Here is a 25,562-nt window from a genome sequence, read left to right on the forward strand (position 1 = left end):
AACTGATTGCCCCCGACGTCAGTCCGCGGACCAGATCACCGGTCCGCGGACTGACGTCGCTTGAACAGCCCCACACCATCAGCTCCACACGAGAGACAGACCATGGATTACCTCACAACAGCCCGGCAGGACATTCACTCGACACTTGACGTTACTGTCGTAGGCGAAGCGTTGATCGACGTGGTCACAACCTCAAATGGCCAGGTGGAACACCCGGGCGGATCGCCGGCGAACGTCGCCTACGGACTCGGCCGCCTCGGCGTCACCACAGGTCTGCTCACGGCCATCGCCCCGGACGCCCGGGGGACCGCCATCGAAGACCATCTCCGCAGCGCGGGAGTCACACTCCTGCCCGGTTCAAAATCCCTCACGCGGACGCCGTCGGCAACAGCAACCCTCGCTTCGGACGGCTCCGCCACGTACGAGTTCGACATCTCCTGGGACCTGGCTCCCACCCCGCCCGCCTACTTCCCCAAAATCCTGCACACGGGATCCATCGCCACTTTCCTAAGCCCGGGTGCCACCGCAGTGAAATCCCTGCTGGAACGGGCCCACCGGCACTGCATGATTACCTACGACCCCAACATCCGGCCGGCGCTGCTGGGAAGTCACTCGGAAGCGAAAGCCATTTTCGAAGAGCTCGTTGCCTTCACGGACGTGGTCAAGCTCAGCGATGAGGATGCCCAGTGGCTGTACCCCCGGAAAAGCCTGGACGAAACCGCAGCGCACATCCTCGGACTGGGCACACGGTTGACGGTCATTACTAAAGGTGCCGAAGGATCGCAATTCACCACAGCTGCCGCCACCATCAGCATCCCTGCCGTGAAAACGACAGTCGCAGACACCATCGGCGCCGGCGACTCCTACATGTCAGCCCTGATCCTCGGGTTCCTGACCCGGGGAACCGAAGGCTTCGCCCCGGCTGTCCTGGAGCAGCTTGCGCACACCGCAGCTGCAGCAGCGGCCATCACCGTGCAGCGCCCCGGAGCAAATCCGCCGACCCTTGAGGAACTAAACGCTGCGGTTGAAGCCAACGCCCCCGCTCAGTACGCAGGTGCCTGAAACGCATCCATCAACGAGGGCTCGTCACGACGGTTTCGCTGGTGTAAGAGCAACGCCGCTGTGAGAGGCTGCAGTCATGGACACCTCATCTCGGGAACATGACCTCGTTCTCTACGGAGCGACGGGTTTCGTTGGCAGACTGATCGCCGCCTACATCGCCGAGCATGCACCGGCCGGTATGAGGGTCGGACTCGCGGGCCGGTCCACGTCCAGGCTCGAGGCGGTTCGGTCGCAGTTGCCGGCCGCGGCTCACGGATGGGCCCTCATCGAAGCCGACTCCGCGGACGCGGACTCAATCGCCGCCATGGCTGCGACCACACGCGTCCTCTTCACCACCGTCGGTCCATACGCGAAACACGGACTGCCCGTCGTCGAGGCTTGCGCCCAGGCCGGCACCCACTACGCCGACCTTGCCGGTGAGGTGTCCTTCATCCGGGAGGCGATCGACCGCTACGACGATCTGGCCAAGATGAACGGGGCCCGGATAGTGCACTCCTGCGGCTACGACTCCGTGCCGTCCGACCTCGCCGTGCTGCTGCTTCATCAGGCGGCAGAAGCCGATGCCGCTGGCGGTTTAGCCGAGGTCCAGCTCGTTGCGACGGCCAAGGCCGGCATCAGCGGAGGCACGCTCGAATCGATGCGCGGGCAGCTCGACGCAATGCGATCAAACAGCGCCCTGATGTCACTGGTTGCGGACCCCTACGCCCTGAGCCCCGACCGTACACGGGAGCCCACGACACCACAGCCGCCTGACGCCGGTCCCGTGCACCGTTCCGATGACGGCACCTGGACTGCGCCTTTCATCATGGCCCCGTTCAACACCCGGATAGTGCGCCGCAGCAACGCACTGCAGGACTGGGCCTACGGCCGCTCCCTTCAGTACGGCGAGGTGATGGGGGTGGCACCCGGACCGGCAGGAGCGGTCACCGCCAGGGCAATGGCACTCGGGCTCCGGTCATTCATGGGCGCAATGGCGTTCCCACCCAGCCGGAAAGTGCTCGACCGCTTTCTTCCGGCACCAGGTGCGGGCCCGAGCACCGGCACGCAGCGCGCGGGCTGGTTCCACTCACAGGTGACCGCCCGGACCGAATCCGGCCAGCGCTACCAGGCCATTGCTGCTGGCCCCGGTGATCCCGGCTATGCCGCCACCGCCGTGATGGCAGGGGAGAGTGCACTTGCTCTTGCCCTCGACGGTGACAGGCTGCCCGCCGCTAAAGGGTCGCTGACACCGGCCACTGCACTCGGCAACGTGCTCATACAGCGGCTCCGTGCCGCCGGCCACACCTACCAGGTAACCAAACTGGCCTGAACCCGGGTCCTGCAGCTCGCTTGTCACGAGCGGGTGTCGAGGTACTGCAGAATCGCCCGGGCCGTTTCCTCCGGAGCGCTGAGGTGGGGGCAGTGCCCGGTGGCCTGAAGCTGCACCAGGGTGCTGTGTTCCAGATTCTTGTGCAGGTAGGCGCCCACTTCCGGCGGGGCAAGCCGATCGTCGGAGCACTGCAGAATTAGGCAGCTGGTGCGCACCTTTCTCAGTTCAGGCCGGGTATCGGAGAAAAAGGTTACCCCGGCGAAATGCCGTGCGATGGTCGGATCTGTCCGGCAGAAACTGGCCCGCAGGTCCTCCGCTAATTCCGGCTCCTGCGGGTTGCCCATGACCATGGGCGCCAAGGCTGCGGCCCAGGCGAAATAGTTGCTGTCCAGGGATGCCAGCAGGCCCTCGATGTCTTCCCGCGAGAACCCGCCCACGTAACCGTCGTACGGGTCATCCGTATGACGGGGTGAAGGAGCAAGCAGGACCAGGTGGGAGAAACGGTTGGGGTCCTGCACGGCGGCGGACACGGCGATCATCGTGCTGACACTGTGGCCCACCAGGATGACGTCCTCCAGCTCAAGGGCGGCGCAGATCTCCAGCAGGTCCGACGCGTACCCGTTGAGGGACCCGTACTTCTCCCAGTCATAGGCGCTGATATCCGAGTGTCCTGCACCCACATGGTCGAAAAGCACCAGCCGGTAATCATCAGCGAAATAGGGCAGCAGCTTCCGCCACATCGCCTGATCGCAGCCAAAACCGTGGGCAAACATCATCACGGGCCCATCATCCCGCCCGGATATGGTCACGTTGTTCCGGCCAATTACCGCAGCAGCTGCTTCGATCACATTCTCACTGACCCTTCGTCGGGCGGCGTCCAATCCCAGACTGTCCACGGGAAACAACGAATCCTAAGGATCCTCCCACTATGACCTTCAAGGCTGTTTCGATCCAACCCATTACGTACTGACGCGGTTCCACCACCCAGAGGCCAAGTACTTCAAGGTGTGAGTTGGTGCCCGTTTCCGCAGCTCAGAGGGCCTAAGCTTCCCGTATGGGAATTATCATCACATTGCTTATTATCTGGCTTGTCCTCTCCGTTCTCGGATTCGTGGTGAAGGGACTGCTGTGGCTGGCCATCATCGGCCTGGTCCTGTTCGTCGCCACGGCCGTATGGGGCTGGCTGAAACGGAAAACTCACGCCTGACCTGAAGCGTCAGAGCTAAAGAAGCGGACGACGGCGGGTGCCCACCCGCCGTCGTCCGCCTTTTTGTGTGCGCTGCAGCTTTCCCAAGCTGCCACCGCTGCCCCGGCGCCTTAGTGATTCCCGAGAGCGGCAGTCCTAGTTGCAGGGCTGGGGCTTGCCGTGAGGCAAGGAAGTTCCCGCTATGCGCCAAGCTGCTCCGTCCCACACGATGGTGTAGGTGATTCGCCAGTTGGAACAGGTTTGTCCATCGACTCCATGTCCGGCGTCCTGTCGTGTCTGCAAAAGAACGTTAGCTTCCAGGGAATCTCCTGCTCCTGTCACGTTGACTACCTCGAGCTTCGTCCAGTAAGACGAGCCGAGTCCTTCACTCCACTTTGCCTCGCCACCGAAACTTGCCCCCAACTCCGGTGTGAATTGTTTGAAAGCTGCAGAGTAAGCGCCGCGGTTGATGCCTTGGCCGTGCAGTAACAAAGCCTGGCCGATGTTGTTGGCCTGATCATGGTTCGAGCTGACTTTCATGGGGAATATCCCGGAATTTGGCGCGGGAGCCTCCCCGCAATCAACGGGTGCCATCGGTACTCCCCGTTTTTGCCATTCTGATACCGCTTCAGTAACTCTAGGTGCGGTGACTGCGTAGGCCATGCCTTCCGAGTCCTTCCGGGTTGCGCTAACTACTCCAGTGACTTTCCCTTCCAGGTTGAGCAGAGGTCCACCGCTGTTTCCTGGATTGATTGCGGTGTCAGTTTGCAGCATGTTGCCGATAACTCCGCTCCCGAAGTTGATATCGCGGTTCAGCCCGCTTACAACACCCCTGGTAAGGGTTAACGACTCTCTCTGAGGAAAGCCGAGGGCGGCAACTTCGGTTCCAATTGGTGGCTCCGAGGATTGAAACTGGAACTGATGGCCTGCCGCTTTAGACTCCAGGCGTACTAGTGCCAGGTCTGCAAGTTCATTGAACCCCAAGATCACGCCGCCGACCGAGGTGCCGCCAAAGTCGATGCTGATGGCTGCAGCATCGTCAACGACGTGGGCCGCAGTGACCACAAGATCGGGAGCGACCAGAAAGCCGGTGCCGGTGGAGTTCACGGCGCAGCCTGTGACGCTCAGTTGTCCCACCCCGGACTGCACTTCGGCCACCACCTCCGGCCAGGACGCCGGCGCCGCCCGCTCCGATGACGTGGGCAGTGCAGTCGTCGGCGAAGGACTCGGGGCGGGGCTGGTCGGTGACGGTTGTTGCGTCACCGTGGCAGATGTTGTTGGTGAACTTTCCCGAGGCGGTGACGCGACAGGCGCAGTACATCCGGCGAGCAACAGCGCGGACAGGGAAACAGCAGTGATATATGGAAGAATTGCCGGGGCTAGAAGCTTTCTGGTCTTCATTGAATTTGGTCCTAACGCTCGGCGGGCAGCCGCGGAAGACGACTACCTAAAAGCTAATCCGCGAAAAGAACAATTTCCGTAGCAAGACCCCCCTATTTTTCTGGACCGTAAATAGGGGGTTTTGTTTGACGTCTCAATAGCTCAGCAAAACCCTAGGACGTGAGCTGGTGGCGGGTCCCATTCGAGGATGACTCAGGTGACTGGACCTCTCGGGCGCGGTCTTTCGAAATTCCGCCGGAGACCGGCTTCACCCGGCGCAGAGCCGCGAGGATCGCCCGGCCCACCACGACGATCCCGACGACGGTGGTGACGGCCCGCAGTGTGTCCCACCCCGCCGTCGAGGTCAGGAGCGAGTAGAGCAGGAAGCTGCTCAGGTTGGTGCCCAGCGGCGCCCCCGGCACGTACGAAATGCCGGTGCCGGCACCCACCGCGAAGGGCCAGAACCACAGGTTGGTCAGCAGCCCGAACAGGTACGACGCCACAATCCCGTACCCGCACAGCATCCACAGTTCGGCCTTCCCGCGCACCTTCCTGGGGAGCAGACCCGCCCCGGCGCCCACCCACGCACACGCGAAAACCTGGAACGGCGTCCACGGCCCGATTCCGCCCCACAGCGCACTCGACAACGCGATGGTCGCGGCACCAAGGAGGAGTCCGAACCGGGCCCCGAACGCCCGGCCGGCCAGGACCAGCAGGATGAACACCGCTTCCACGCCCCCGACGCCGGTGCTCGCCACCCGCACCGCCGAACCCACCGCTGCGAGCACACCGAGCAGTGCCACGGTGTGCGCCGAGCGCACCGATCCGTCCAGCAGAACCACGACGGCGACAGCCGCCACGGGTGCGATGGCCAGGGCCGCGTAGGGGAGGGCTGCGGCGGCATCCGCCGGGAGGGCCGCGGCCAGCAGGGGCCAGCAGAAAGCACCGAGCGCCAGCAGGTTCGCGGCTGCGAGGACAGCGAGCTCAACAGGCCGCGGCATCCGGAGGCGGTGCGACTTCTGCCGGGCCGGGACGTCCGGCAGCCTGTCGAGGAAACGGGGAACCGTGAGCGGCCGGGCCGCGGTGGCAGGGACAGGAGCCGCGGATTCCGCGGGCGCCAACGCAACCGCGGGCACCACGCCGTCACGCATCGGCAGGATGCGGGCGCCGAGGCCGTGGGCGAAGGAGTGGTCGTGGGTGGCAATCAGGACTGACGTGCCGTCGTCGGCCGCAGCACGCAACGCCGCCGCCACTGCAGAACGGGCTGCCGGGTCGAGCCCGCGGGTGGGCTCGTCGATGAGGAGGACCTGGGGCCGGTCCAGGGTCTGCAGCGCGATGGCGAGGATCCTGCGTTCACCGGCGGAAAGGTCCCGGGGATGCTCGTGCCCGATCGGCATGCCGCCATTCCCGCGCAGCCGGGCGAGATGCTCAGCGGCGTAGCCGGGCGGCAGCGGTGCGGCGTTCGTCCGGCGGGCCAGGCGCCGCTCGGCGGCCTTGAGTTCGCCGGCCACGGTGTCCCTGGTGAAGAGGTCGTCCGAGGCGTCCGGCACCAGGGCCACCCTGCCGCCGTCGGCTGTTCCCCTCCGGATTGTTCCCTTGCAGGCCTTGCCCCGGGCACCTTTGACTTCGCTGAGCGCCAGCGCCACCAGGACGGAGGACTTCCCGGCGCCGTTTGGGCCCACCAGCGCCACCACTTCGCCGCGGTGCAGGGTCATGGATGCGTCCTGCACCAGCGGCTTGCCGTCGCGGTGCACGGCGAGGTTCTTCGCGGCCAGTACGGTCACGGCAGCCGGGTCAGGAAGGACAACGGGAGGAACCTCAAGGGCGGGAGCAGCAGCCGCCGGGGCCGCCCCCGGAACCAGTGCGCCGTCGCGAATGGTCCACCACGAATCGGCGATGGGGACCAGCGCCTCCGCCCTGTGCTCCGCCACGATGACGCAGACACCGGCGTCGCGGGCGAGGGCGTGGAGCACGGCGATGACGCGGGCACGTGCTGTGGTGTCGAGGTCGGCCAGGGGCTCGTCCACCAGGAGCAGGGCCGGCTGTCCCACCACCGCGCCGGCGATGGCCACCAGCGTCGCCTCGCCTGCGGAGAGCGTGCTGATGGTCCGGTCCAGAAGGGCTGAAATGCCGATGCGGTCCGCCACCTCCTGCACGCGGGCCTTGGAATCGGCCGCTGAAACGCCGCGGAGGTCAAGGGCCAGCGCGATCTCGTCGCGGACCCGGGTGGTGGCGAATGCGGCACGGGGGTTCTGCAGGACCACCCCAACAACCCGGGCCGTCTCCCGCGGCGGCGTCGACACCCGGTCCACCCCGCCCACGCGCACCGTCCCGGCCACCCCGCCGCCGTCAACATGCGAAAGGAGCCCGGCGATGCCCCGCAGGATGGTGGACTTGCCGGAGCCGGTGGGCCCTGTCATCACCGACACTGTCCCGGGGCGCGGCTGGAAGTCAGCCACGCCCAGCTCAGTGTCACCAATGCGGAACCGGGCGCCGCGCACCTGAAGCGGGCCGCCGTCGTCGTCAATGGAAGCAGAAGAACCCCGGCTGCCGAAGCCGCGCAGCTCCAGGGCGGCGGCAACCCGGCTGGCGTGCTCCAGCGTCCGTTCCAGGATGGGCACCAGGGCGCGCGGACCGAACCGTTCGCCCCGCAACCGGAACGCCAGGCGGACGGAGGTGACGGCGTCGGCAAGCGCCGGGAGGGCCGACCATGCCACCACCAGCATGCGGGCGATGCCCTGCAGGGGGCCGCGGCGGGCCAGGTGCACGAAGCCTCGGGCCACGTCCACCCAGGCGTTCAGCAGGCCGAACGCCAGGATGGTCGCGGCAATGGGGAGGGCGGACAGGACTGCCGCCCACACCCCGGGCGCCGACACCGGGCCGAGGAGGACCACATGGGCGTAGGGGGCCGGCAGCCGCAGCGGGGGCAGGTCGAGCAGGAGCGGCGCACCGATGCCGGCACCGTTGAAGAGAACCCGGTAGATGACCCGCGCCGCGATAAACACAACGGCGAGAACCGCCGCTGCGCGTAACGGCGCGGGCCGGAAGGTCATGCCGCGGGGGCTGCCGGTTCGTTGTCCACCGTGTAGAGCAGTTCAAGGCTCTCGCCGGGGTTGAGCTTGAGGCTGTCCAGGCCTTCCTGCGCGTAACCCCATGCGCCGGCGGCGGGCTTCACCCAGAGAGCCCAATACGAGACGGTGTTCTTGTCGTCGCACGCTTCGCGGGTGGTGCCGCCCTTGTGCTTGATGTCGAAGTCCGCGGCGGGCACACCGTTGACGCGGCATGCGAAGCTCGTGGGGTACTTGGCGGTGCCCTCGATCTTCACGTCGGCTTTGCCCAGCACGTCCGAGGCAAGGGTGGCTCCGGCCACGTCCACGCAGGCGGAGGTGTCCGCGGCGGCCTGGTCCAGCGAACCGGAATCGACGATGACCTTCACGCCTTTGCAGGGGCCGGCGTCGGTGCTGGCGGACGCGCTCGCGGAAGAAGCGGGGGCGGAGGAGGAGGGCTGGGAAGTGGCCGTCGTGGAACAGGCGGCGAGGGTCAACAGGAGTCCGGCGGCGGCGAGGGAGCTTGCGGCGGCGGTGCGCGTCTTAGTCAAAGTCACGTGTCAAGGGTAGGACGTTGCCCGTGTGGATACGGGTGCCGTCGCGTTGTGTGACGCTGCGTTCCGGGCCGGGTTCCCGGTCAGCAAGACCCCGGCGCTACTGCCCGGCCCTGGATTGGCTGAGGAGGTCCTGGTTGACCCACTTGCGGAGCAGGACGATGTCGAGCGCTATCCCGGCCACCACGATGGCGATGAACAGCCACAGTGGCATGCTCCAGAAAATGACAGCCAGGATCAGAACGACAATGATGGCCGCGGAAACATAGCCGTACAGCCGGCGGCCCGGTGTTGCCCGCCTGGCCTCCGCTGCCTCGCGAAAACTGTTCAGCACTGCACTTCCCCCTGTGATGGCTGGTATCCGCCAGTGTAGCGGTGCGGCGTTTGCGGGCTTCGGCCCCGCGCACCAAAACAGAAAGCGTACGACGCCGGGTAGGCACCCGTCGTCGTACGCTTTCCGTCAGTACCGTGCCCCGGTACTCAGCGCTGCCGCAGCGGCCAGGGCTCCCAGCCGCCCGGGACGTCCCTGAGCTGGATTTCCGCCTCGCTGAGCCTGGCTTCGTCGATGGGGCCGGGCTCGCCTTTGCCGCTTTCCGCGCCGGAACCGTCGAACGCCGAAAGGGCATACTCCTGCCACCGCCGGCGTCCCACCGGGTAGCGTTCGGCATATCCGCCGGCCGCCACGCTGAGAACCATCCGCTCCAGCCTGTCCGCCTCCGTCTGGACGGTCTCGTCGCACGCATCGCAGCCACATACGGGAAAAGGAAAGTCGTGCAGCACCCCGGCATGGACCACAACCCCCGGAAAACCGGTCAGCACAAACGTCAGCGGGGCGGCGCCGGCAGCCCGCGGCATGACCCTGATGGGGGCCACCACATCCCGGACATCCACCACCAGGTCTGCAGCCACCGCATTGTCCTCGCGGACCTCCACGTCGTACACGGCCGCCAGATGATCGATGAGGGCGCGGGCCACCAGGTGCAGCCCAGCGAACCTCTCGGGGTGGCTGGTCACGCTGTACGAATCCGTGTCCGGCGGTCCGTCGCCCCACCTCCGGCCGTAGGGGATGACGCTGCCGTCTTCCGCGTAGTACGTATCCTCCGGGAGAACGGGCCGGACATAAGCGCGGGCTGCTGGCAGGGGTGCCGGCTGCGGCTGCACTATCGGCTCGTCGGGCCGGTCTCCGGCCCACTCGGACACCTTCGTGATGAACCCCTGGAGCGTTGCCTCGTCCGCTTCGCGCAGGGCGTCGAGCAGGCGGCCCACTTCGAACCGCAGTTCGTCCGTTCCCACCATGGCGGGCGCGCCCTCGTACGCTGTCCATTCCGCATCCGGCCTGGCCCGTGCCAGCGTGTTGCCCGCAAACACGCCCGCTGCATGCTTGAGGGCTGCGTCGGCCGCGATGTCCTGAGCGACGTCACGCAGGTACCGAAAGAGCCTGGCGGGATCCGCGGCAAGCTCCGCGGCCTCGACGCCCTGGCCCGTGCAGAACTCGACGAACGGCTCATAGCCAGCAAGGTGCCTGACGGACGGAGCCGGGTCCGACGCCAGCTGGTAGGTCGCACTGCCGCGCGCCATGGGCTCCGGCAATACTTTTGGTTCTCCCTCGAACAATTCCCCCGTTGACCCCATGCCGCGATCCTAGCCGGAGCTTCCAGCACGGTGCAGCGTTACGAACCAGCGCCGGTTGCGGGCTGCGGCCCCACGCACCAAAGAGGAAGCGTACGACGCCGGGTGGGCACCCGCCGTCGTACGCTTCCTGTCCCGCTTACTTGCCGGAGTCCGGCTAGCGTTTGCTCCGCCCGGCGACCGGTTCGCGGGCCGGTGCATCGGGTTCGGAAGCCTCGGTGGCCGCCCGCTCGCTCAACTGGGCCTCCACGGCTTCGCTGATCTGGTCCTGGACCTGGTCTGCCAGATGCTCCTGGTAGTGCTCCTGGACCGAATCGGCCATCGTCTCCTGCACGTGCTCGGTGACGTGGGCTGTCATCTGGTCGCGGGCCAGTTTCCGCTGCGCCCGCATCAGGGTTGCGTGCTCCAGGTGGAACGCCTTCGCCGTGGAGATGCACATGAGGATGATGACCACGCTGAACGGCACCGCCGTCAGGATCGCGGCCGTCTGGATCGCTTCGAGGCCGTTGGCCAGGAGCAGGGCGATGGCAGCGGCCGCGGAGGCCAGGGCCCAGAAGATGCGGAGCCAGTTCCGCGGTTCAACGTCGCCGCCGGTGGAAATCATGCCCATCACCAGCGCGCCGGAATCCGCGGAGGTGATGAAGAAGATGGCGATCAGCAGGATGGCGCCTACGGTGAGGGCGCCGCCGCCGGGAAGGCTGCCCAGGAGGCTGAAGAGGGCTCCTTCGGTGTCCACGGTGCCGTCGCCGCTGACCAGGCCGCCGGCGCCGAACAGTTCGCGGTGGATGGCCGAGCCGCCCAGCACCGAGAACCAGAGGAAGCCCACGGTGGTGGGTACCAGGAGGACGCCGCCCACGAACTGCCGGACCGTGCGCCCCTTGGAGACGCGGGCGATGAAGATGCCCACGAACGGCGCCCAGGAAATCCACCAGCCCCAGTAGAACGTGGTCCACGCTGCCTGCCAGGCTTCACCCTCGGCGCCGGAGAAGGCCATGGTGTTGAACGTCAGGCCCAGGACGTTCTGCAGGTAGTGGCCGATCGACTGCACGAACTCGCGCAGCAGGAACAGCGTGGGGCCGGTGAACAGCACCACCAGCAGCAGCAGCCCGGCCAGGATCAGGTTGATGTTGGAGAGCCACTTCATGCCCTTGCCCACCCCGGACACCACCGAAATGATGGTCAGCGTGATGATGCAGAGGATGAGGCCGATCTGCGTCATGGTGGTGGCCTCGGCGATGTTGGCCTGCTCCAGGCCGGACGAGATCTGCAGGACGCCAAGTCCCAGCGAGGTGGCCACGCCGAAGAGCGTGCCTACCAAAGCCACAACATCGATCACGTTGCCCCAGGCGCCGGCAACCCGGCGCCGGCCCAGCAGTGGCTCGAGCGTCCAGCGGATGGAGATGGGACGGTTCCGCCGGTGCACCGTATAGGCGATGGACACTCCCACCACCACGTAGATGGCCCAGGCATGCAGGCCCCAGTGCAGATACGTCTGCGTCATTGCATGCTGCGCCTGGACCAGCGGCGAGCCCTCCAGGCCCGGGCGCGGGGAGGCGAAATGGTTCAGCGGCTCCGCCACGCCAAAGAAGACCAGCCCGATGCCCATTCCGGCAGCGAACAGGAGAGCGAACCAGGACATCACCGAGAACTCGGGTTCGTCCTCATCCTTGCCCAGCTTGATGTCGCCGTACCGGCTCAGGCCGATCCACAGGGCGAACACCACGAACACGGCAATGGCCGCCACGTAGTACCAGCCGAACCACTTGATGACGTTGCCCTGGATGGTGCCGAACAGATCCGTGGCGGCCGCAGGGAAGATCGTGGCGAACAGGACAAACAGGAAGATGATGGCTGCTGCGGGCCAGAACACCCACGGGGTGACCTTGTGGTTGGCGGCCCCGGGCGGTTGCCCCGTGCCTTTCCCGTCCGGCGCCTTCCCGGCTGGCGCTGTCCCCGTTTCGGGCGGCTGCCCCGGTGGTTTGCTGATGGTCCTTGTGCCTGGTGTGGCGGACATGTCCCCAATTTCCCCTTTTGCGCCCTCTGCAACGCTCAGACTGCTGTTTCGGACGCTCATCGTGTGTCGTATCGGTCTGTTCGGTGCTTTGTGTGCCCTGCAACTCTACTGACCGGGGATGGCGGAGCCGGGGTGGGAGGGGTGTGCGACCGCGCACACATACGGTGCCCGGACAGGCTGAGCCAGGACCCGCTGAGCCCGGTCCCGCGGTCCCGCACCAATGCCAAAAGGCAGGACCCGTGGTGGGTCCTGCCTTTTGGCTGACGGATGCGCGCTCCTGCGCCCGACTTTCGGGGTTCCTGTTGCGAAGGGAGTGCGGGAGCGGCATCCGGGTTTACATGATGCCTGTGGGAACCAGCAGGGCCCACGCCAGTGCCGGGGCAACCAGCACCACGCCGCCGGCGTACATCATCAGCTGCTTGTACACGCGCTGGCGGTCGTCCTCACGGGCGTTGGCCACCACCAGGGCGCCGTCGGTGGAGAACGGGGAGACGTCCACAACAGTGGCCGCGATGGCCAGGGCAGCCACCGTGCCGGAGGCGCTCAGCGAGCTGGTGGCCAGCAGCGGTCCGGCCAGCGGGATGAATGCGGTGAGCAGTGCCGTCGAGGAGGCGAAGGCCGAGCCGACGCCGATCACGTAGCAGAGCACCAGTGCCACCAGCAGCGGGGCGCCCAGGGCGAGGGCCTGCTCGGCGAGGGTGTCGATGACGCCCACGTGCTGCAGGAGGGAAACGTAGGTGATCATGCCGGCCACCAGCAGGACGGTGGACCAGGAGACCCCGCCGATGAAGGTCTGGTGTTCCTTGATGTTCACCAGGGCCAGCAGGAGGCCAGCGGAGAGGGCCACGAAGCCAATGGGCATGTGGAAGCCCAGCGCGCAGACCAGCATGGCAACGATCAGCACCAGGGTGAGGATCTGCTGGCCGTGCGGGCGGCCGGTGCTGCCGGTTTCGAGATCGGCGTGCCGGCCGTCGCCTTCGCGCAGCTTGCCCAGCAGGGCGAACAGCACCACGGTCAGGATGGAGAGGATCAGGTTGATCGCGAAGCTGGCGGTGAACAGTGCGCCCTGCGAGATGGGGAAGCCGTTCTTCACGGCGATGTCGTGCACCAGCACACCGGCCACGGAGAGCGGGGAGAAACCGCCGGCGTGGGCGCCGTTGATGAGGAACGCGCCCATCACTACCGGGTGGATGCGGGACTCGTACGCCAGACCGATGGCAGCAGGTGCCAGGAGGGCGACGGCGGCGGGGGAGAAAGTGCCCAGCGAGGTCAGGGCTGCGGCCATCAGGAAGAACACCCAGGGGAGCAGGAGCGTCTTGCCCCGGACCAGGCGGACGCAGGTCTGGACGATGATGTCGATGGTGCCGTTGCGCTGCGCCATGCTGAAGAAGTAGGTAACGCCGATGATGGTGATGACGATGTTGGCGGGGAAGTCCGCCAGGATTTCCTTGTCATCCATGCCGAGCATGAAATAGCCGACGCCGAAGGACGCTACCAGCCCCATCACGCCGATGTTGAGCGGCCATTTGGTGGCGACGACGAACATCACCACCAGGATGATCAGCGGGATGATCTGCACTGCGGTCATGCTCGGCTCCGATCCTGCGGTTGGCGCCTGGTTGAAGACGCCTCCCGCCAGGAACAGGGCAAGCGCACCCAAGAGGGTGATGCCCACCACCGCCATCAGCAGGATACGGCGGCGGCGGTTGGGGCGCGGTGACCGCTGCTCCGGTGACTGCTGGTCCCGGGTTTCCTCAACGGTTTCGGTGGGCTGCTGCACGGTGTTAGTCATGGCGGGTACTCCTCATCGAGTGGCTCCCGCGAGGGCTTCTGCGGCAGCGTTGCCGAGGGCCTCGGGGAGGTGGATAACGGTAGTGGCGATGGTCCGGGCCGTGCGGTCGACGCCGACGAGCACTCCATCGCCGTTCTCTTCGGTCCAGGTTTCGAGGACCCCGGCGGGGGTCCGCAGCTTCAGCGCGGCGCCCTGGGTGCCGCCTGTCATCTGGTGCAGGACGGTGCCCGGCGTGCGGGCCGCCAGGGTCAACGCGATGCTGCCGGTGATGGCCAGCGCCGGGTGGGGCCGGCCCATCGAGAGCATCATGACGTTGAGGTCGCTGGCGTCTGCTCCTGTCGGAGCCGAGCCTGCCGGAGCCGAACCCGCCGGAGCTGAACCCGCAGGAGGGGCTGCGGCGATGGCAAGCTTCGGGATGGCCCGCGCCGCGCTCGCCGTGGTGGCGGCCAGGCCCATGCGGACGGCGGCCTGGCGGCGGATCTGGTCCAGGGTGTCGAGTTGGAGTTCGACGCCGGGCAGCCAGCTTTCGTACCGGGCGGGGTCCAGGCCGAGGTCCTCGGCGCGGACAATCACCACGGGGGCGCCGGCGTCCACCATGGAGACCGTCCAGCGGGTTCCGCCGGCGGTGATGGTGTCCGTGGCTGATCCGGTGGGCAGCAGGGCGCCGGTGGTTTTCCCGGCGGGGTCCTGGAAGCCGAGCCCCACGCGGTAGCCGGGGAACGGGACGCCCGGCATCTGCGCGTCGGGCACGATGGGCAGGGCGCCGGCGGGGGTGGCTACCCGCTGGACGATGACCTGGCCGGTGTTGGTGTTGCGGGTGACAATTTTGGTGACGTCGCCGGTGGGGACCACCCATCCTTTTTCGATGGCGTAGAGGCCCACCACGGCGGAGCAGTTGCCGCAGTTGCTGCCCCAGTCCACGGCGGCCTCTTCAATGCCGACCTGGGCGAACGTGAAGTCGACGTCGATGTCTGCGTCGTCGGGACGGTGCAGGATCATGGCCTTGCTGGTGGTGGAGGTTGCTCCGCCCACGCCGTCGATCTGCCGCGAGTCCGGGCTGCCGAATACGCGGGGGAGCAGCGAGTCCAGGCTGGTGCCGTCGCCCAGATGGCCGGCTTCAAACACCCAGCATTTGCTGGTGCCTCCGCGCATCCACTCTGCTTCGATCTTCATTGGTCTTTCACATCTCCTCATTGCCTCGGGTACTTCGAGGGGCCCTGATAAAAGATTGATCCGGATCACAAGTTAAGACAATGTTCAATAATTGAAGGGGGATGTAGCATTGCTTCAATCACTGCCGTTGCAGACTCTCAGCGTGGTTGATCGGCTGCTTACGGTGTCGGGTGGGCCGTTGCCAGTGCAGGGATGCAGGTCCGTATGAACCGTTTGAACCAATTCCGCCAAGGGGTAAAGCAATGCTTCACGACGACGAGACGCAACTTTTCGATGTACGCCGCCTGGCGGTGCTGCTGGAGGTAGTGGAGCAGGGTTCCATCACGGCCGCGGCGGACCTGATGATGTATTCGCCGTCCGCGGTGTCCCAGCAGCTGCGCAAGCTGGAGCAGGAAGTGGGGCAGCCGCTGCTGACCCGCCGTTCCCGCGGGGTGGTGCCCACCGAGGCGGGCCAGGTGCTGGCCGGCCACGCGCGCCAGATCCTGCGCCAGATGAAGGCGGCGCAGTCAGACCTGGACCAGATCGCCGGCCTCAAGCGGGGCGCCCTGACGGTGGGCACGTTCCCCACGTTGGCGGGGTCCTTCCTGCCGATCGTCATCCGTGCCTTCAAGAAGCGGTACCCGGCCATCAGCCTGTCGCTGCGCAGCGCCCGCTTCGACGAACTCGTGGCAGACCTGCAGTCCGGGGTGACGGGACTCTGCCTGCTGTGGGACTACCCATGGAACAGGTTCCAGAACGACTCCATCCGCGTCACCGAGGTGTTCCGCGAGAGCACCGTCATCCTGGTGGCGGCCAGCCACCCGCTGGCCGGCAAGGAGCAGGTGAGCATGGAGGACCTGCGCAATGAATCCTGGATTGTCCGTGCGGAGGCGCACCCGGTGGTGGAGGTCCTGCAGCGTTCCGCGCACGACGCCGGGTTCGAGCCTGCCATCGGATTCCTCGCCAACGACTACCAGGAAGCCCAGGCCATGGTGAGCGTGGGGATGGGCGTGGCCATGGTGCCCAAAACCGCCGTCGCGCTTCAACACCCGGACGTCCGCGTGCTCAGCCTCGGCGACGAAGCGCCGCTGCGCCGGGTCCTGCTCGCCCAGCGCCAGGACAAGGTCTACGCCCCGGCCGAAGTGGCCTTCCAGACCACACTGCTGGAGATTGCCCGCGAACGGGCCGGCGACTACCTGTAGGTCACCTACGCTTGGACTTATGGGGGTTAAGGATTTACTGAAGAACGACGTGTGGGCCGGGCGGATTTTCTACGGCACCCTGATCGCGGTGTTGCTCGGAGTGTTCGCGTGGCTGGCCGGAGGCAGGATTCTGGAGACCCTGCCGTTCCTCGCTATCGGCGCGGTGTACGCCTTCGTGCTGTACCGCGTGGTCTCGCAATCTGGCAGGGCTTTCGTGGTGATGCAATGGACCCTCCTGCTGAACTACTTCACCCTGATTTCCATCGACGTGTCGGACCGGCTGGCCATCCCGGCATCGGCGCCGTGGTTCGTCGGGTTCCTGGTGGGCGGCATCATCGGGGGCCACGTTTGGTCCGGGCGGGGGACGGGCGCGGAGTTCCGGCAGCCGCGCAAGCGCGTCCTTAAAGAAGACGGCACGTACGACGGCGGATGGCGGCTTGCGCTCATCAATGCCGCCTGTGCGGTGGTGCTTTTGGCGATGGGAACTGTCCAACTGCTGCTGCTCTCGCCGACACCGGCCAGCGTTGCCGTTCTGGCCGCGGCCACCTTGGCGGGGTGGGCGCTTTTCCGGTTCCCGCCTCGACTTGGTGTCAGGAACGGGCTCCTGCTGGTGATCCCCGTCGTCTTCTTCGCTCTGATTTTCGTTGGTGGCGCCAGCGGCCAGATGGGAATGCCGGCCGCGTGGGCGTACGGCGTCCTCGCTGGCATCCTGATCGGCGGGCGCTACTGGTCGGGGCCGAGGCTGGGCGCTCCGCGGCCGCCGTTCGTCGTCCCCGGCCACCGCCGGCGGAGGCGGAAGCGCCGTCCCAAGGCGAAACAGGCGACGCCACGCGCGCCGAAGAACCAGGCGACGGAGCCCGCAGCGCGGTAACAGGACGTCAGCTCGCCGGCTGGAGCCGCGCCAGGAAATCCTCCGCGAAATGCTTCACGCCGTCCCACTCCGTGTAGACGTAGTCGCGGGACGTGTCCGTGTCTGGTGAGCCCTGGCTGCTGGCGATCCGCTTCATGATGAGGCGTTTGACGAACTCGTAGTGGGTGTAGGGGATGGCGCCGCTGAACAGCCCCACCTGCGCGGGCCGCCAGCCGGTCTCGTCCTCGAATTTCCCCACATAGCCCTCGGCGCTTTCGGTGTCGCCGTGCGCGGCCATGCTCACCGAGAACAGCGCGGACGGCAGCCGCTCCAGGGTGTCGCGGTTCTTTCGGACGAAGTCTCCAACGTACTTTTCGTGCTTGCCCACGTGGACGGACCCGCCCACCAGGACAGCGTCGTACCCGTCAGGGATGGCATCGCCGGCGTCCTTGATGTCCGCGGCTGCGGCGTCATGGCCGTGCGCCTGGAACACGTCCGCGATGAACTCGGCGATCTTTGCCGTCTGCCCCTCGGTGGTCCCGTAAGGAATGTAGATCCTGCTCATCGCCGGCCTCCTCGAGATGGCGTGCCTGTCGAATCCACTCTGCCAAGCCCCGCTCCGCGGACGTAGGGCCGAACGTCCTCGGCGCGCACGGCTTTCCGGACGTGTCACCGAACGGAAGCGGACAGACGCTAAGGATGCGCCCGCCGTCGTCCGCTTCCGTTGCTTGTGGCCGCTACTTGTCCAGCAGGCCGCCGCTGGCCCAGCGCCGGACGGCGAGCTGCTCGGCAGCATCGAACTCCAGCAGGGCAACCCGGCACAGCTCCTCCACGTACCGCGTCCAGGCCCCTGCGAGGTCCTGCACCGACGCGTCATCGGTGAGCGTGAAGTTGGCGTCATCGAGGCCCTGCAGCACGAAGCTCACTGCGTTCCGGGAGACCGGCTCACCGGCGCTGACGCAATCGTCCCTGACCTGCCGGGACAGCTCGGTCCGGTTGGCCGGATGCTCCTGGAGGCGGGTTGCCATGGCCTGGAAGATCTGCCGGAACTGGCCTGCCGACAGCGCCGGCACGTCCGTGACCCGGGCTACCTGCTCCTCGACGCCCGGCTGCGTCGAGGCCGGGGCGGGCAGGTCCTCGCTGGAGAAGCGCTTGGCATCCCACACCCAGCCGCCCTGCACGGCCGAGTACTCCACGTCCTTGCCAATCTGGGAAACCCACGTCCCGAATTTTCCGAAGCCACCCCAGTCAGTCTTCAGGGATGGATCTGCGGCGAGTGCCCGGTGCGCCACCATCGCACCCACCACCGGCCCCGGCGCGGTGCGAACGAACTCCAGCACCTCGCGGACCCCCGGTGACGCTGCCTTGGTTTTCGACGTGGCGGTGGCGGGAACCTGGCGCTGCTTCGCGGAGCCCACGGCATGGATCGGCTCCGCGGTGGAGCCGGTGAGGATGGAAACGAAATCATGGGATTCCACCACGTGGTCCGCCATCTCCCGGTAGGCGAATGCCACGGCGCCCGCGGCAATCACGGTGGTCATCCGGTCTGCCGCGCGGAACCGCTGGATCAGCGACGTGAAGTCGGCGTCGGCCGAGGCGATGAAAAACTCTTCGATGCCCACGCTCCCGGACAGCGCGTCCATGGCGTCGAGCACCAGGTTGATGTCCGTGCTGCTCTTGCCGCGCTGGGTCAGCGACGGGCAGTCGATCACCCGGAACCCCGCGCGGGTCCAATAGGTCCGGTACTTCGAGTACACCATCGGGTTCAGGTAGCAGTTGCGGATCAGGAAGCGGCGGTTCCCGTCACCGGATCCACCGGTGGACAAGGCATCGGCCCAGTGCTTGGGGTCTTCGGCGAAGCGCTTGGCCGCTGCGGGGTCGATGGCCTGCAGTCCGGTAAACACGTTGTCGAAGTCCACGAACATTGCGGCGCGGATGCCGGGCCGTCGGGTGGGTGGGAGCGCCTCGTTCATGGGGCCAGTGTGCCAGCATCGTCCGGCAGCGACTAGCTTGGCTTGCACGCATAGAAGCGGACGACGCCGGGAGGTCCCGCCGTCGTCCGCTCCTGTTGGGTGCCGCTATGGCCGTGCGCGTGTCAGTGCCAAAGCCCCAGGGCGAACTCGGCGATCACCGTGGAGAGCAGGAAGGATGCCGTGATGGCCACCAGGCCCACCGGGATGATCTTCCAGCCGATGTTCTTCAGCAGCGGGATGTCCTTGCCGAGGGACAGGCCGGCCAGCGTGAGCATCACCGTGGCGATGGACAGGAAGTCCACGGTCTTGACGGCGGCGTTCAGCGGCTCGGCCCCGAAGAACCACGGGCTGGAGATGTAGGCGCCGATGGTGGTGATGAAGACGATCGCCGAGATCTTCCGGGTCAGTTTCGCCAGGACGATGCTGACCAGCACCAGCGCCAGCATCACGGCGTAGCCGCCCACAATGCTGAGGCTGAAGCCCTTGGCCGCCACCGACGCCGTGCCGATGCCGAGGACCGTCAGCACGGACAGCGAAAGCCACAGCGGCAGCTTGATTGCCGCGGACGATTCGGCCACGCGCTCGCGGAACAGCCGGTTTTCCTCTGCCTGTGCTGCCTCACGCTCGAGGTCGGCAGCGCTGGGCCCTGCGGTGGGTCCGGCGGCACCGGCTGCCACTGCCTGCCGGCTTTCCTGCTTGCGGGTCAGCGCCCGGTAGAACTTGTCCGCCAGCGGCAGCGCAACGTAAATGCCCACGTAGACGCCCAGCACCGTGGTGATCAGGTTGGACACGGCGGCCATGCCCAGCACTGCTTCCTGGTCGCCCGGGTAGGCGGCGGTGATGCTTGCCACCGAGGCAGCCATCATGGAACCCGACCCCACGCCGGCGCCCATGGCCAGGGCCAGGGGATCGAAGATCTTCCAGTTGGCCACCAGCGAGGTCAGCAGCGTGATGAACACGGCGCCGAACAGCGTCCCGAACACGTACATGGCCAGCACGCCGCGGTACTGGTCCGAGTCCGGCCCGTACTTCTCGGAGACCATGGCGAAGGACGGTTCGCGGTCCAGCGAGAACGTGGCACCCACGGTGGCTTTGCCCATGCGCAGCAGCACGGCCAGGGGCAGCGCCAGCACGATGGTGCCCAGCAGGTGGCCCACTTCCTGCAGCAGCAGCGCGGGGCCGGCCTTCAGCAGGGTGGGCAGGCTGGGGCCGATGTTGAACGCCAGCCGCGCCACCAGCAGCAGCACCGCCACGCCCACCAGGGCGGCGGCCACCCGCTGCAGGTCGATGCCCAGCGGCTTGAACTTCTGGACCGAGACCAGCAGGCCCAGGATCAGGCCCCACACCATGGGGAAAATGATGATGGCGCCGATTCCAAGATCGATCTTGGCCTGCCCAATGAACTGGACAGCCAGGGCGATGACGAACGCCAGGGCGGCGATGGGGATGGTCAGCCTGGTGCCGGCCTTATCGGTCCGGGCTGTTTTGGCAGTGCTCATGATGCGCCTTCCTGGGTGACAGCTTCCTGGGGGGAAGTACGACGGCGGTACGCCGCCTGGGTGAAGCGTTCCCGTTGGGTGGGGGTTGAGGCAGCGGCGGCGACGGTCCAGGCCAGGGCGGTGCCTGCCTCGAACATCACGCCGTATGCCGGGGGAGTGTCCGCCAAAGCGGCGAACGCATGCGAATGGATGGGGACGTCCGCTCCGGGAATGCTCAGCCACGGGTGCAGGGACGGGATGATCTGGGAGATGTTGCCCATGTCCGTGGACCCGCCGCTGAGGCCGGAGGACCGGGACGTGTCCTTGCCGAACGCGTCCATCGCGGAGGTCCAGTGCGCGGCGAGGTCGTCGTCCTGGAGCAGCGGTTCATACAGCGGCTCGGTGTCCTCATACTCCAGCGTGGTTCCGGTGGCGATCGCTGCGCCCTCAAAGCAGCGGCGGACGCGTTCCAGCAGGGCATGGAATTCGGGCAGGGTGAAGGCGCGGCATTCGAACTCCACCACGGCTTTCTCCGGAATGATGTTGGTGACGTGCCCGGCCTCGGCCACGTAGCAGGCAATCCGGTGGTCGGACGGGATCTGCTGGCGGAGCAGGCCGATGGCCACCTGGCTGAGGACCGCAGCGTCGGCTGCGTTCACGCCCTGGTGCGGTGCGGCCGCCGCGTGGGCTGCCTTGCCGGTGAACGTCGCCTTATACCGGCCCACGGCCTGGGCGCTCGTCCCGGCCGGGTTGTAGGTGAGCCCGTCCTGGACCGGGTGGACCATCAAAGCCAGCCCCACGCCGTCGAACGCGCCCCGCTCCAGCATCAGCGCCTTGCCGCCGCCGTGCTCCTCGGCCGGGGTGCCGATGGCCTTGAGCGTGATGCCGAGTTCGTCCGCATATGGCTGCAAAGCCAGTGCCGCCGCCACCGAAGCTCCGGCGATCAGGTTGTGCCCGCACGCGTGGCCGATGCCCGGCAGTGCGTCGTATTCCACGCACAGCGCGACGATGAGGTCGCCGCTTCCGGCGCTCGCGGTGAAGGCGGTGGGCAGCCCGGACGTTCCGCGCTCCACGGTGAAGCCGCCGTCCTCCAGCAGCGCGCTGATGGCCTCTGCTGACTGGACTTCCTCGAAGGAGATTTCCTTGTAGCCGTGGATGTTCCGGGCCAGCGCCTCCACTTGGGGCTTCCAGCGTTCGACGCCGTCCGCCAGGGCCGCGCGCAGGGCGCCCGCCGGGGTTGGGTTAGTGCTGGTTGCGCCGGTGCCGGTTGTTTCGGTACCGATGATTTCCGTACTCGCGGGTTCAGCGCCGGGTGTGTCGGTGGTATCCATGGGGCCTCCTAGTAGGACAGCGACGGGAACGGGGAGCCGGCCGCGCGGGTGGGCACCCAGATGGCCTTGGCCTGCGTGTACTCGTCCAGCACGCCCGGCCCGGAGGAACGGCCGTGGCCGGAATCGCCGAAGCCGCCGAACGGCACCGCCACGTGGATGGTCTTGTAGGAGTTGATCCAGAACGTGCCGGCCTTGACCTCGCGGGCCACGTGGTGGGCGCGGGAGACGTCCGAGGTCCACACGGCGCCGGCCAGGCCGAAGTTGGTGTTGTTGGCTCGGGCGATGGCCTCGGCTTCGGTATCGAACGCGTCGGCGCCCACTACCGGGCCGAAGACCTCCGTGGTTTCCAGGCGGTTCGCCGGGGTGACTCCGTCCAGGAGCGTGGGCATTACCCAGTGGCCGCCCTTCAGCGCCGAGCCGCTCAGCGACTCCGGCAACGTGGCCTGTGTGAGGCGACGGCCGCCGTCGTCCACTCCCGCCTCGATCAGGCTGGTGACCGTGGCAAACTGCTGCGGCGTGATGATGGGGCCCACCTCGGTGTCCGCGCTGAGGGGATCGCCCACGCGGAGGAGGGCGGCCTTCGCGGCCACCATTTCCACGAACCGGGCGTGCACGCTGCGTTCCACCAGCAGCCGGGATCCGGCCACGCAGGACTGGCCCGCGCCGGAGAAGATGGCGGAGATGGCGCCGTCCGCGGCCCGGTCCAGATCGGCGTCGGCAAACACGATGTTGGCGCTCTTGCCGCCAAGCTCCAGCAGCGCCGGGATGCCCGCCTGGGCTGCGGCCACTGCCACGCGCCGGCCCGTGGGGACGGAGCCGATGAAGCTGATCTTGCCCACGCGCCGGTCAGTGGTGAGGGCTGCGCCTACGGTCTGTCCCAGGCCTGCAGCCACGTTGAAGACGCCTTCCGGAAGGCCTGCCCCGTGGGCGATCTGGGCCAGCCGGACGGACGACGCCGGGGTGAACTCGCTGGGCTTGATGATCACGGCGTTGCCCGCGGCCAGCGGGGCGGCGGAGTTCCACCCTGCCGTGAACATGGGCGCGTTCCACGGGGTGATGGCGACGACGACACCCCACGGCACGCGCTCGGTGTAGGTGTGCCAGTTGCCCGGGACGGGGATGGTCTGGCCGGTCAGTTTGTCCGCCCAGCCGGCGTAGTAGCCGAACATTTCCGCTACCTTGGCGGCCTCCACGCGGGCGTCCCGGATGGGCTTGCCGGTGGTGGCGGATTCCAGGATGGCCAGTTCCTCGGCGTGCTGCTCCACCGCGCGGCTGACGTTGCGGAGTATGGCGGCGCGCTCGAAACCGTTCAGTGCGCCCCACACTTTGGCGCCCGCCGTCGAACTTTCCAGGATGGCGTTGGCACCTTCGGCGCCGGGGTCCGCGTAGGTGGCGAAGGGTTCGCCCGTGGCGGCGGCGGTGAGGGTGATGGCGTCGCCGCTGCCGGTGGCGACGCGTCCCGCGACGAAGGCGCCGAGGCCGTTGGGGAAGGTGGCGTCCAGGACTGCCTTGGCGGTGGCCGCCGAGGAGGATGTTGGTGCTGTGGTGCTGCTCAAGATGCTGTGTCCTTACGGGCTTTTGGGGCGGTTGGCTTTGGGGCTGGAGGGATGGTCTTTCAGGCGGTGATTCAGGCCGCTGGGGACGTGGCGTCCGGGGTTGCTGCGCTTGCTTTTGTGCCTGTTCCAGCGCTTGTGCCTGTGGCTGGTGCACCGGCGGGGGTGATGGCGGGTGCCACGGTGCGGGCAATCTCGGTGAAGTCGGCTTTGGGGCCGAGCACTGCCAGGGCGTCCTGCCACTGGTTGGCCACCGTTGCCAGCAGGGCCGGTTTCTCCCCGATCTGCTTTGCGATGTCCACGGCGAGGGACGCGTCCCGGGCCATCAGGCCCATGGAGAAGCCGGAATCGTGGGTGCCGGTGAGCACCCAGTTGGGGTACATGTTGGCCGAGACCTTGCTGCCGCCGGACGCGCCGCTGATGCTGGCGGCCGCCGTCGCGGGATCGATGCCGTAGGCCTTGGCCACGCCCAGCGCCTCACCCACGGAGGCGAGGTTTGCGGCTGCCAGGACGTTGTTGAGGAGTTTGACCACGTTGCCGCTGCCGGGCCCGCCGATGTGGCTGTAGTTCCCGCCGGTGAGGGCGAGCAGGACCGGCTCTGCGGCGGCCAGGGCGGCGTCCGTGGCACCCACGAAAGCGCTCAGCGTTCCTGTTGCGGCGCCGTCGCGACCTCCCGAAACCGGTGCATCGATGAAGGCGGCGCCCTGTGCTTCGGCGAGCCCGGCCATGGTCTTGCTGGTGGCCGGTTCGGACGTGGTGGTGTCCACGATTGCCACCGTGCCCGGGGTGGCGAGGAGCTGCGGCACCGTGGTTTCCACGATGCTGGCTGCGGGGAGGGAGAGTACCGCGTAGGGTGTCCCGGCTACGGCGGCGAGGCTGTCAGTAGTGCTGATGCCGGTGCTTGCTGCCGCTGCGCGGGCTGTGTCCGAGGGGTCGAATCCGGTGACTTCCCAGCCGGCTTTGTGCAGGGTGGCGGCCATGGCTCCGCCCATGGCGCCGAGGCCGATGACGGCGATGCGGCGGTTTTGTGGCTCGTTCATGCGGGTACTCCTGTGGCGGTTTTTGTTTGCTGGTGCGGATTTGCGCGGAGCGTTCTTGCCCGGGCGTTGCCGCTTACGTGCGCGTGCTTGGTTGGGGACGCTTAATCGAGGTAGATGTCCAGGTCTTTCCAGAGCTGTTGGGTGCGGCGGATAGCAGCCCGGCTGCGTTCCGGGTGGGCGGCTTCCATGCCGGCGAGCAGGCCGTAGACCAGGGAGTTGGCGGCGGTGACCGACTGGAAGAAGGAGATGCCTTCGGAAGCGACCACCAGCAGGTGGTCGGCGGCGGAAGCCAGGCGGCCGCGGCGGAGGTCGCTGATGGCGATGACGGTGGCGCCGGCCTGCTTGGCGGCTTCGGCGGCGATGATGATGTGCTTCACCGAGCGCCACATGTTGATGACCACCAGCACGTCGCCGGGGCCCAGGCTGTTGGTGCTGGAGGCCAGGTGGACACCGGCGCGGTTTTCCAGCGAGATGGGGTAGCCCATGGTGGAGCCGAGGTGGGCCATGACGCCTGCCGGTCCGGCGAAGGAACCGATCCCGACGACGGTGATGGACTTGGCCGCGGCCATCGCCGCAATGGCTGCCTCGGCTTCCTCGGAGGTGTTGGAATCCAGCGTCAGGCGCAGGTTTTCGATGTCGTGCGTGATGGCCTCACGGAGGGGGCTGCGGTGCTCGCCGTGTTCGGTGAGGGTGTCTTCCGTGGAGATCATGACGAGGTAGCGGGAGCGGAGTTCGCGCTGCAGGTCCGGCCAGCCGCGGTACCCGAGGTGCTGCGCGGTGCGCACTACGGAGGAATTGTTCACGTCCGCGCGCTGGGCGATTTCGGCGATGTCCGCATAGGAAGAGAGCTGCGGGTTGCGGGTGATGATCTCCACCACGCGGCTCTGGGCCTTGGTGAGCGGAACATCCGGCAGCGCATCGCCCAGCCAGGCGCCCGACGAGGTGCCAGCCTCGCCGGCTTCTCCCGCTATGGCCTTCTCGCTGATGGCGTTGGTGTTCAAGGTGTACCC

General features: G+C 67.0%; 21 protein-coding genes. 5 read left to right on the plus strand and 16 right to left on the minus strand.

Annotated features, from left to right (window positions below):
* Positions 1–102: 102 nt before the first annotated feature.
* Both AC1DBN_RS12020 and AC1DBN_RS12025 read left to right on the plus strand, forming a co-directional pair.
* Complete coding sequence (locus AC1DBN_RS12020) at positions 103–1,062, plus strand: carbohydrate kinase family protein (protein WP_477723273.1); 960 nt, start codon at positions 103–105, stop codon at positions 1,060–1,062.
* A 76-nt stretch (positions 1,063–1,138) separates the two neighbouring features.
* Positions 1,139–2,371 carry a saccharopine dehydrogenase family protein gene (locus AC1DBN_RS12025; protein WP_477723274.1) on the plus strand — a complete coding sequence of 411 codons (1,233 nt, stop codon included), beginning with the start codon at positions 1,139–1,141 and terminating at the stop codon, positions 2,369–2,371.
* Positions 2,372–2,394: 23 nt separating this feature from the next.
* Here AC1DBN_RS12025 and AC1DBN_RS12030 read toward each other — a convergent pair whose 3' ends face one another.
* Entirely contained in the window at positions 2,395–3,219 is an 825-nt protein-coding gene (locus AC1DBN_RS12030; protein ID WP_477723275.1) for an alpha/beta fold hydrolase, read from the minus strand.
* Positions 3,220–3,425: 206 nt separating this feature from the next.
* On the opposite strand from AC1DBN_RS12030, the gene AC1DBN_RS12035 reads away from it, so the two are divergent.
* Complete coding sequence (locus AC1DBN_RS12035) at positions 3,426–3,578, plus strand: hypothetical protein (protein ID WP_015938498.1); 153 nt, start codon at positions 3,426–3,428, stop codon at positions 3,576–3,578.
* 135 nt (positions 3,579–3,713) lie between these two features.
* Here the strand turns inward: AC1DBN_RS12035 and AC1DBN_RS12040 are convergent, their stop codons facing one another.
* The 8 genes from AC1DBN_RS12040 to AC1DBN_RS12075 form a co-directional block, all read right to left on the minus strand.
* The gene (locus AC1DBN_RS12040; protein ID WP_314214943.1) at positions 3,714–4,664 is read right to left on the minus strand and encodes a S1C family serine protease; all 951 of its coding nucleotides are present in this window, start codon (positions 4,662–4,664) and stop codon (positions 3,714–3,716) included.
* A gap of 446 nt (positions 4,665–5,110) precedes the next feature.
* Positions 5,111–7,990 carry an ATP-binding cassette domain-containing protein gene (locus AC1DBN_RS12045; protein WP_477723276.1) on the minus strand — a complete coding sequence of 960 codons (2,880 nt, stop codon included), beginning with the start codon at positions 7,988–7,990 and terminating at the stop codon, positions 5,111–5,113.
* Positions 7,987–8,541, minus strand: a complete 555-nt coding sequence (locus AC1DBN_RS12050) for a hypothetical protein (RefSeq protein ID WP_477723277.1) — start codon at positions 8,539–8,541, stop codon at positions 7,987–7,989. The genes AC1DBN_RS12045 and AC1DBN_RS12050 overlap by 4 nt, the downstream gene beginning before the upstream one ends.
* 97 nt (positions 8,542–8,638) lie before the next feature.
* On the minus strand, positions 8,639–8,872 hold the full coding sequence (locus AC1DBN_RS12055; RefSeq protein WP_477723278.1) for a hypothetical protein: 234 nt from the start codon (positions 8,870–8,872) through the stop codon (positions 8,639–8,641).
* A 146-nt stretch (positions 8,873–9,018) separates the two neighbouring features.
* A complete protein-coding gene (locus AC1DBN_RS12060) occupies positions 9,019–10,116 on the minus strand; it encodes a DUF6226 family protein (protein WP_477723279.1) in 1,098 nt (365 codons plus the stop codon).
* A 208-nt stretch (positions 10,117–10,324) separates the two neighbouring features.
* Positions 10,325–12,181 (minus strand): BCCT family transporter, encoded by a 1,857-nt coding sequence (locus AC1DBN_RS12065; protein ID WP_477723280.1) that lies wholly within the window; start codon positions 12,179–12,181, stop codon positions 10,325–10,327.
* A 334-nt stretch (positions 12,182–12,515) separates the two neighbouring features.
* Positions 12,516–13,973, minus strand: coding sequence for an SLC13 family permease (locus tag AC1DBN_RS12070; protein WP_390896688.1), 1,458 nt, complete (start codon positions 13,971–13,973; stop codon positions 12,516–12,518).
* 12 nt (positions 13,974–13,985) lie between these two features.
* A complete protein-coding gene (locus AC1DBN_RS12075) occupies positions 13,986–15,146 on the minus strand; it encodes a PrpF domain-containing protein (RefSeq protein WP_314214951.1) in 1,161 nt (386 codons plus the stop codon).
* Between the two features lie 242 nt (positions 15,147–15,388).
* On the opposite strand from AC1DBN_RS12075, the gene AC1DBN_RS12080 reads away from it, so the two are divergent.
* Together AC1DBN_RS12080 and AC1DBN_RS12085 are read left to right on the plus strand one after the other, a co-directional pair.
* A complete protein-coding gene (locus tag AC1DBN_RS12080; protein ID WP_091723250.1) occupies positions 15,389–16,327 on the plus strand; it encodes a LysR family transcriptional regulator in 939 nt (312 codons plus the stop codon).
* Between the two features lie 19 nt (positions 16,328–16,346).
* Entirely contained in the window at positions 16,347–17,198 is an 852-nt protein-coding gene (locus tag AC1DBN_RS12085; protein ID WP_091723248.1) for a hypothetical protein, read from the plus strand.
* A gap of 7 nt (positions 17,199–17,205) precedes the next feature.
* Here the strand turns inward: AC1DBN_RS12085 and AC1DBN_RS12090 are convergent, their stop codons facing one another.
* The 7 genes from AC1DBN_RS12090 to AC1DBN_RS12120 form a co-directional block, all read right to left on the minus strand.
* Positions 17,206–17,742 (minus strand): flavodoxin domain-containing protein, encoded by a 537-nt coding sequence (locus AC1DBN_RS12090; RefSeq protein ID WP_477723281.1) that lies wholly within the window; start codon positions 17,740–17,742, stop codon positions 17,206–17,208.
* 172 nt (positions 17,743–17,914) lie between these two features.
* Positions 17,915–19,150, minus strand: a complete 1,236-nt coding sequence (locus AC1DBN_RS12095; RefSeq protein ID WP_477723282.1) for an NYN domain-containing protein — start codon at positions 19,148–19,150, stop codon at positions 17,915–17,917.
* Positions 19,151–19,272: 122 nt separating this feature from the next.
* Positions 19,273–20,649, minus strand: coding sequence for a DUF3100 domain-containing protein (locus AC1DBN_RS12100; protein WP_477723283.1), 1,377 nt, complete (start codon positions 20,647–20,649; stop codon positions 19,273–19,275).
* On the minus strand, positions 20,646–21,959 hold the full coding sequence (locus tag AC1DBN_RS12105; protein ID WP_477723284.1) for a M20 family metallopeptidase: 1,314 nt from the start codon (positions 21,957–21,959) through the stop codon (positions 20,646–20,648). The genes AC1DBN_RS12100 and AC1DBN_RS12105 overlap by 4 nt, the downstream gene beginning before the upstream one ends.
* Before the next feature lie 8 nt (positions 21,960–21,967).
* Positions 21,968–23,515, minus strand: coding sequence for an aldehyde dehydrogenase family protein (locus tag AC1DBN_RS12110; RefSeq protein ID WP_477723285.1), 1,548 nt, complete (start codon positions 23,513–23,515; stop codon positions 21,968–21,970).
* 71 nt (positions 23,516–23,586) lie between these two features.
* Positions 23,587–24,684: an NAD(P)-dependent oxidoreductase gene (locus AC1DBN_RS12115; RefSeq protein WP_477723369.1), complete on the minus strand. Its 1,098-nt coding sequence runs from the start codon at positions 24,682–24,684 to the stop codon at positions 23,587–23,589.
* A complete protein-coding gene (locus tag AC1DBN_RS12120; protein WP_477723286.1) occupies positions 24,654–25,553 on the minus strand; it encodes a MurR/RpiR family transcriptional regulator in 900 nt (299 codons plus the stop codon). The genes AC1DBN_RS12115 and AC1DBN_RS12120 overlap by 31 nt, the downstream gene beginning before the upstream one ends.
* Positions 25,554–25,562 lie beyond the last annotated feature (9 nt).

It is taken from the genome of Pseudarthrobacter sp. 10T415 (assembly GCF_056394175.1).

Bases quoted from the DNA above. Each gene is read 5' to 3' on its own strand.
- AC1DBN_RS12095 (WP_477723282.1), bottom strand. From the start codon at position 19,150: ATGAACGAGGCGCTCCCACCCACCCGACGGCCCGGCATCCGCGCCGCA.
- AC1DBN_RS12035 (WP_015938498.1), top strand. From the start codon at position 3,426: ATGGGAATTATCATCACATTGCTTATTATCTGGCTTGTCCTCTCCGTT.
- AC1DBN_RS12075 (WP_314214951.1), bottom strand. From the start codon at position 15,146: ATGAAGATCGAAGCAGAGTGGATGCGCGGAGGCACCAGCAAATGCTGG.
- AC1DBN_RS12105 (WP_477723284.1), bottom strand. From the start codon at position 21,959: ATGGATACCACCGACACACCCGGCGCTGAACCCGCGAGTACGGAAATC.
- AC1DBN_RS12020 (WP_477723273.1), top strand. From the start codon at position 103: ATGGATTACCTCACAACAGCCCGGCAGGACATTCACTCGACACTTGAC.
- AC1DBN_RS12100 (WP_477723283.1), bottom strand. From the start codon at position 20,649: ATGAGCACTGCCAAAACAGCCCGGACCGATAAGGCCGGCACCAGGCTG.
- AC1DBN_RS12060 (WP_477723279.1), bottom strand. From the start codon at position 10,116: ATGGCGCGCGGCAGTGCGACCTACCAGCTGGCGTCGGACCCGGCTCCG.
- AC1DBN_RS12085 (WP_091723248.1), top strand. From the start codon at position 16,347: ATGGGGGTTAAGGATTTACTGAAGAACGACGTGTGGGCCGGGCGGATT.
- AC1DBN_RS12070 (WP_390896688.1), bottom strand. From the start codon at position 13,973: ATGACTAACACCGTGCAGCAGCCCACCGAAACCGTTGAGGAAACCCGG.
- AC1DBN_RS12080 (WP_091723250.1), top strand. From the start codon at position 15,389: ATGCTTCACGACGACGAGACGCAACTTTTCGATGTACGCCGCCTGGCG.
- AC1DBN_RS12065 (WP_477723280.1), bottom strand. From the start codon at position 12,181: ATGTCCGCCACACCAGGCACAAGGACCATCAGCAAACCACCGGGGCAG.
- AC1DBN_RS12045 (WP_477723276.1), bottom strand. From the start codon at position 7,990: ATGACCTTCCGGCCCGCGCCGTTACGCGCAGCGGCGGTTCTCGCCGTT.
- AC1DBN_RS12025 (WP_477723274.1), top strand. From the start codon at position 1,139: ATGGACACCTCATCTCGGGAACATGACCTCGTTCTCTACGGAGCGACG.
- AC1DBN_RS12090 (WP_477723281.1), bottom strand. From the start codon at position 17,742: ATGAGCAGGATCTACATTCCTTACGGGACCACCGAGGGGCAGACGGCA.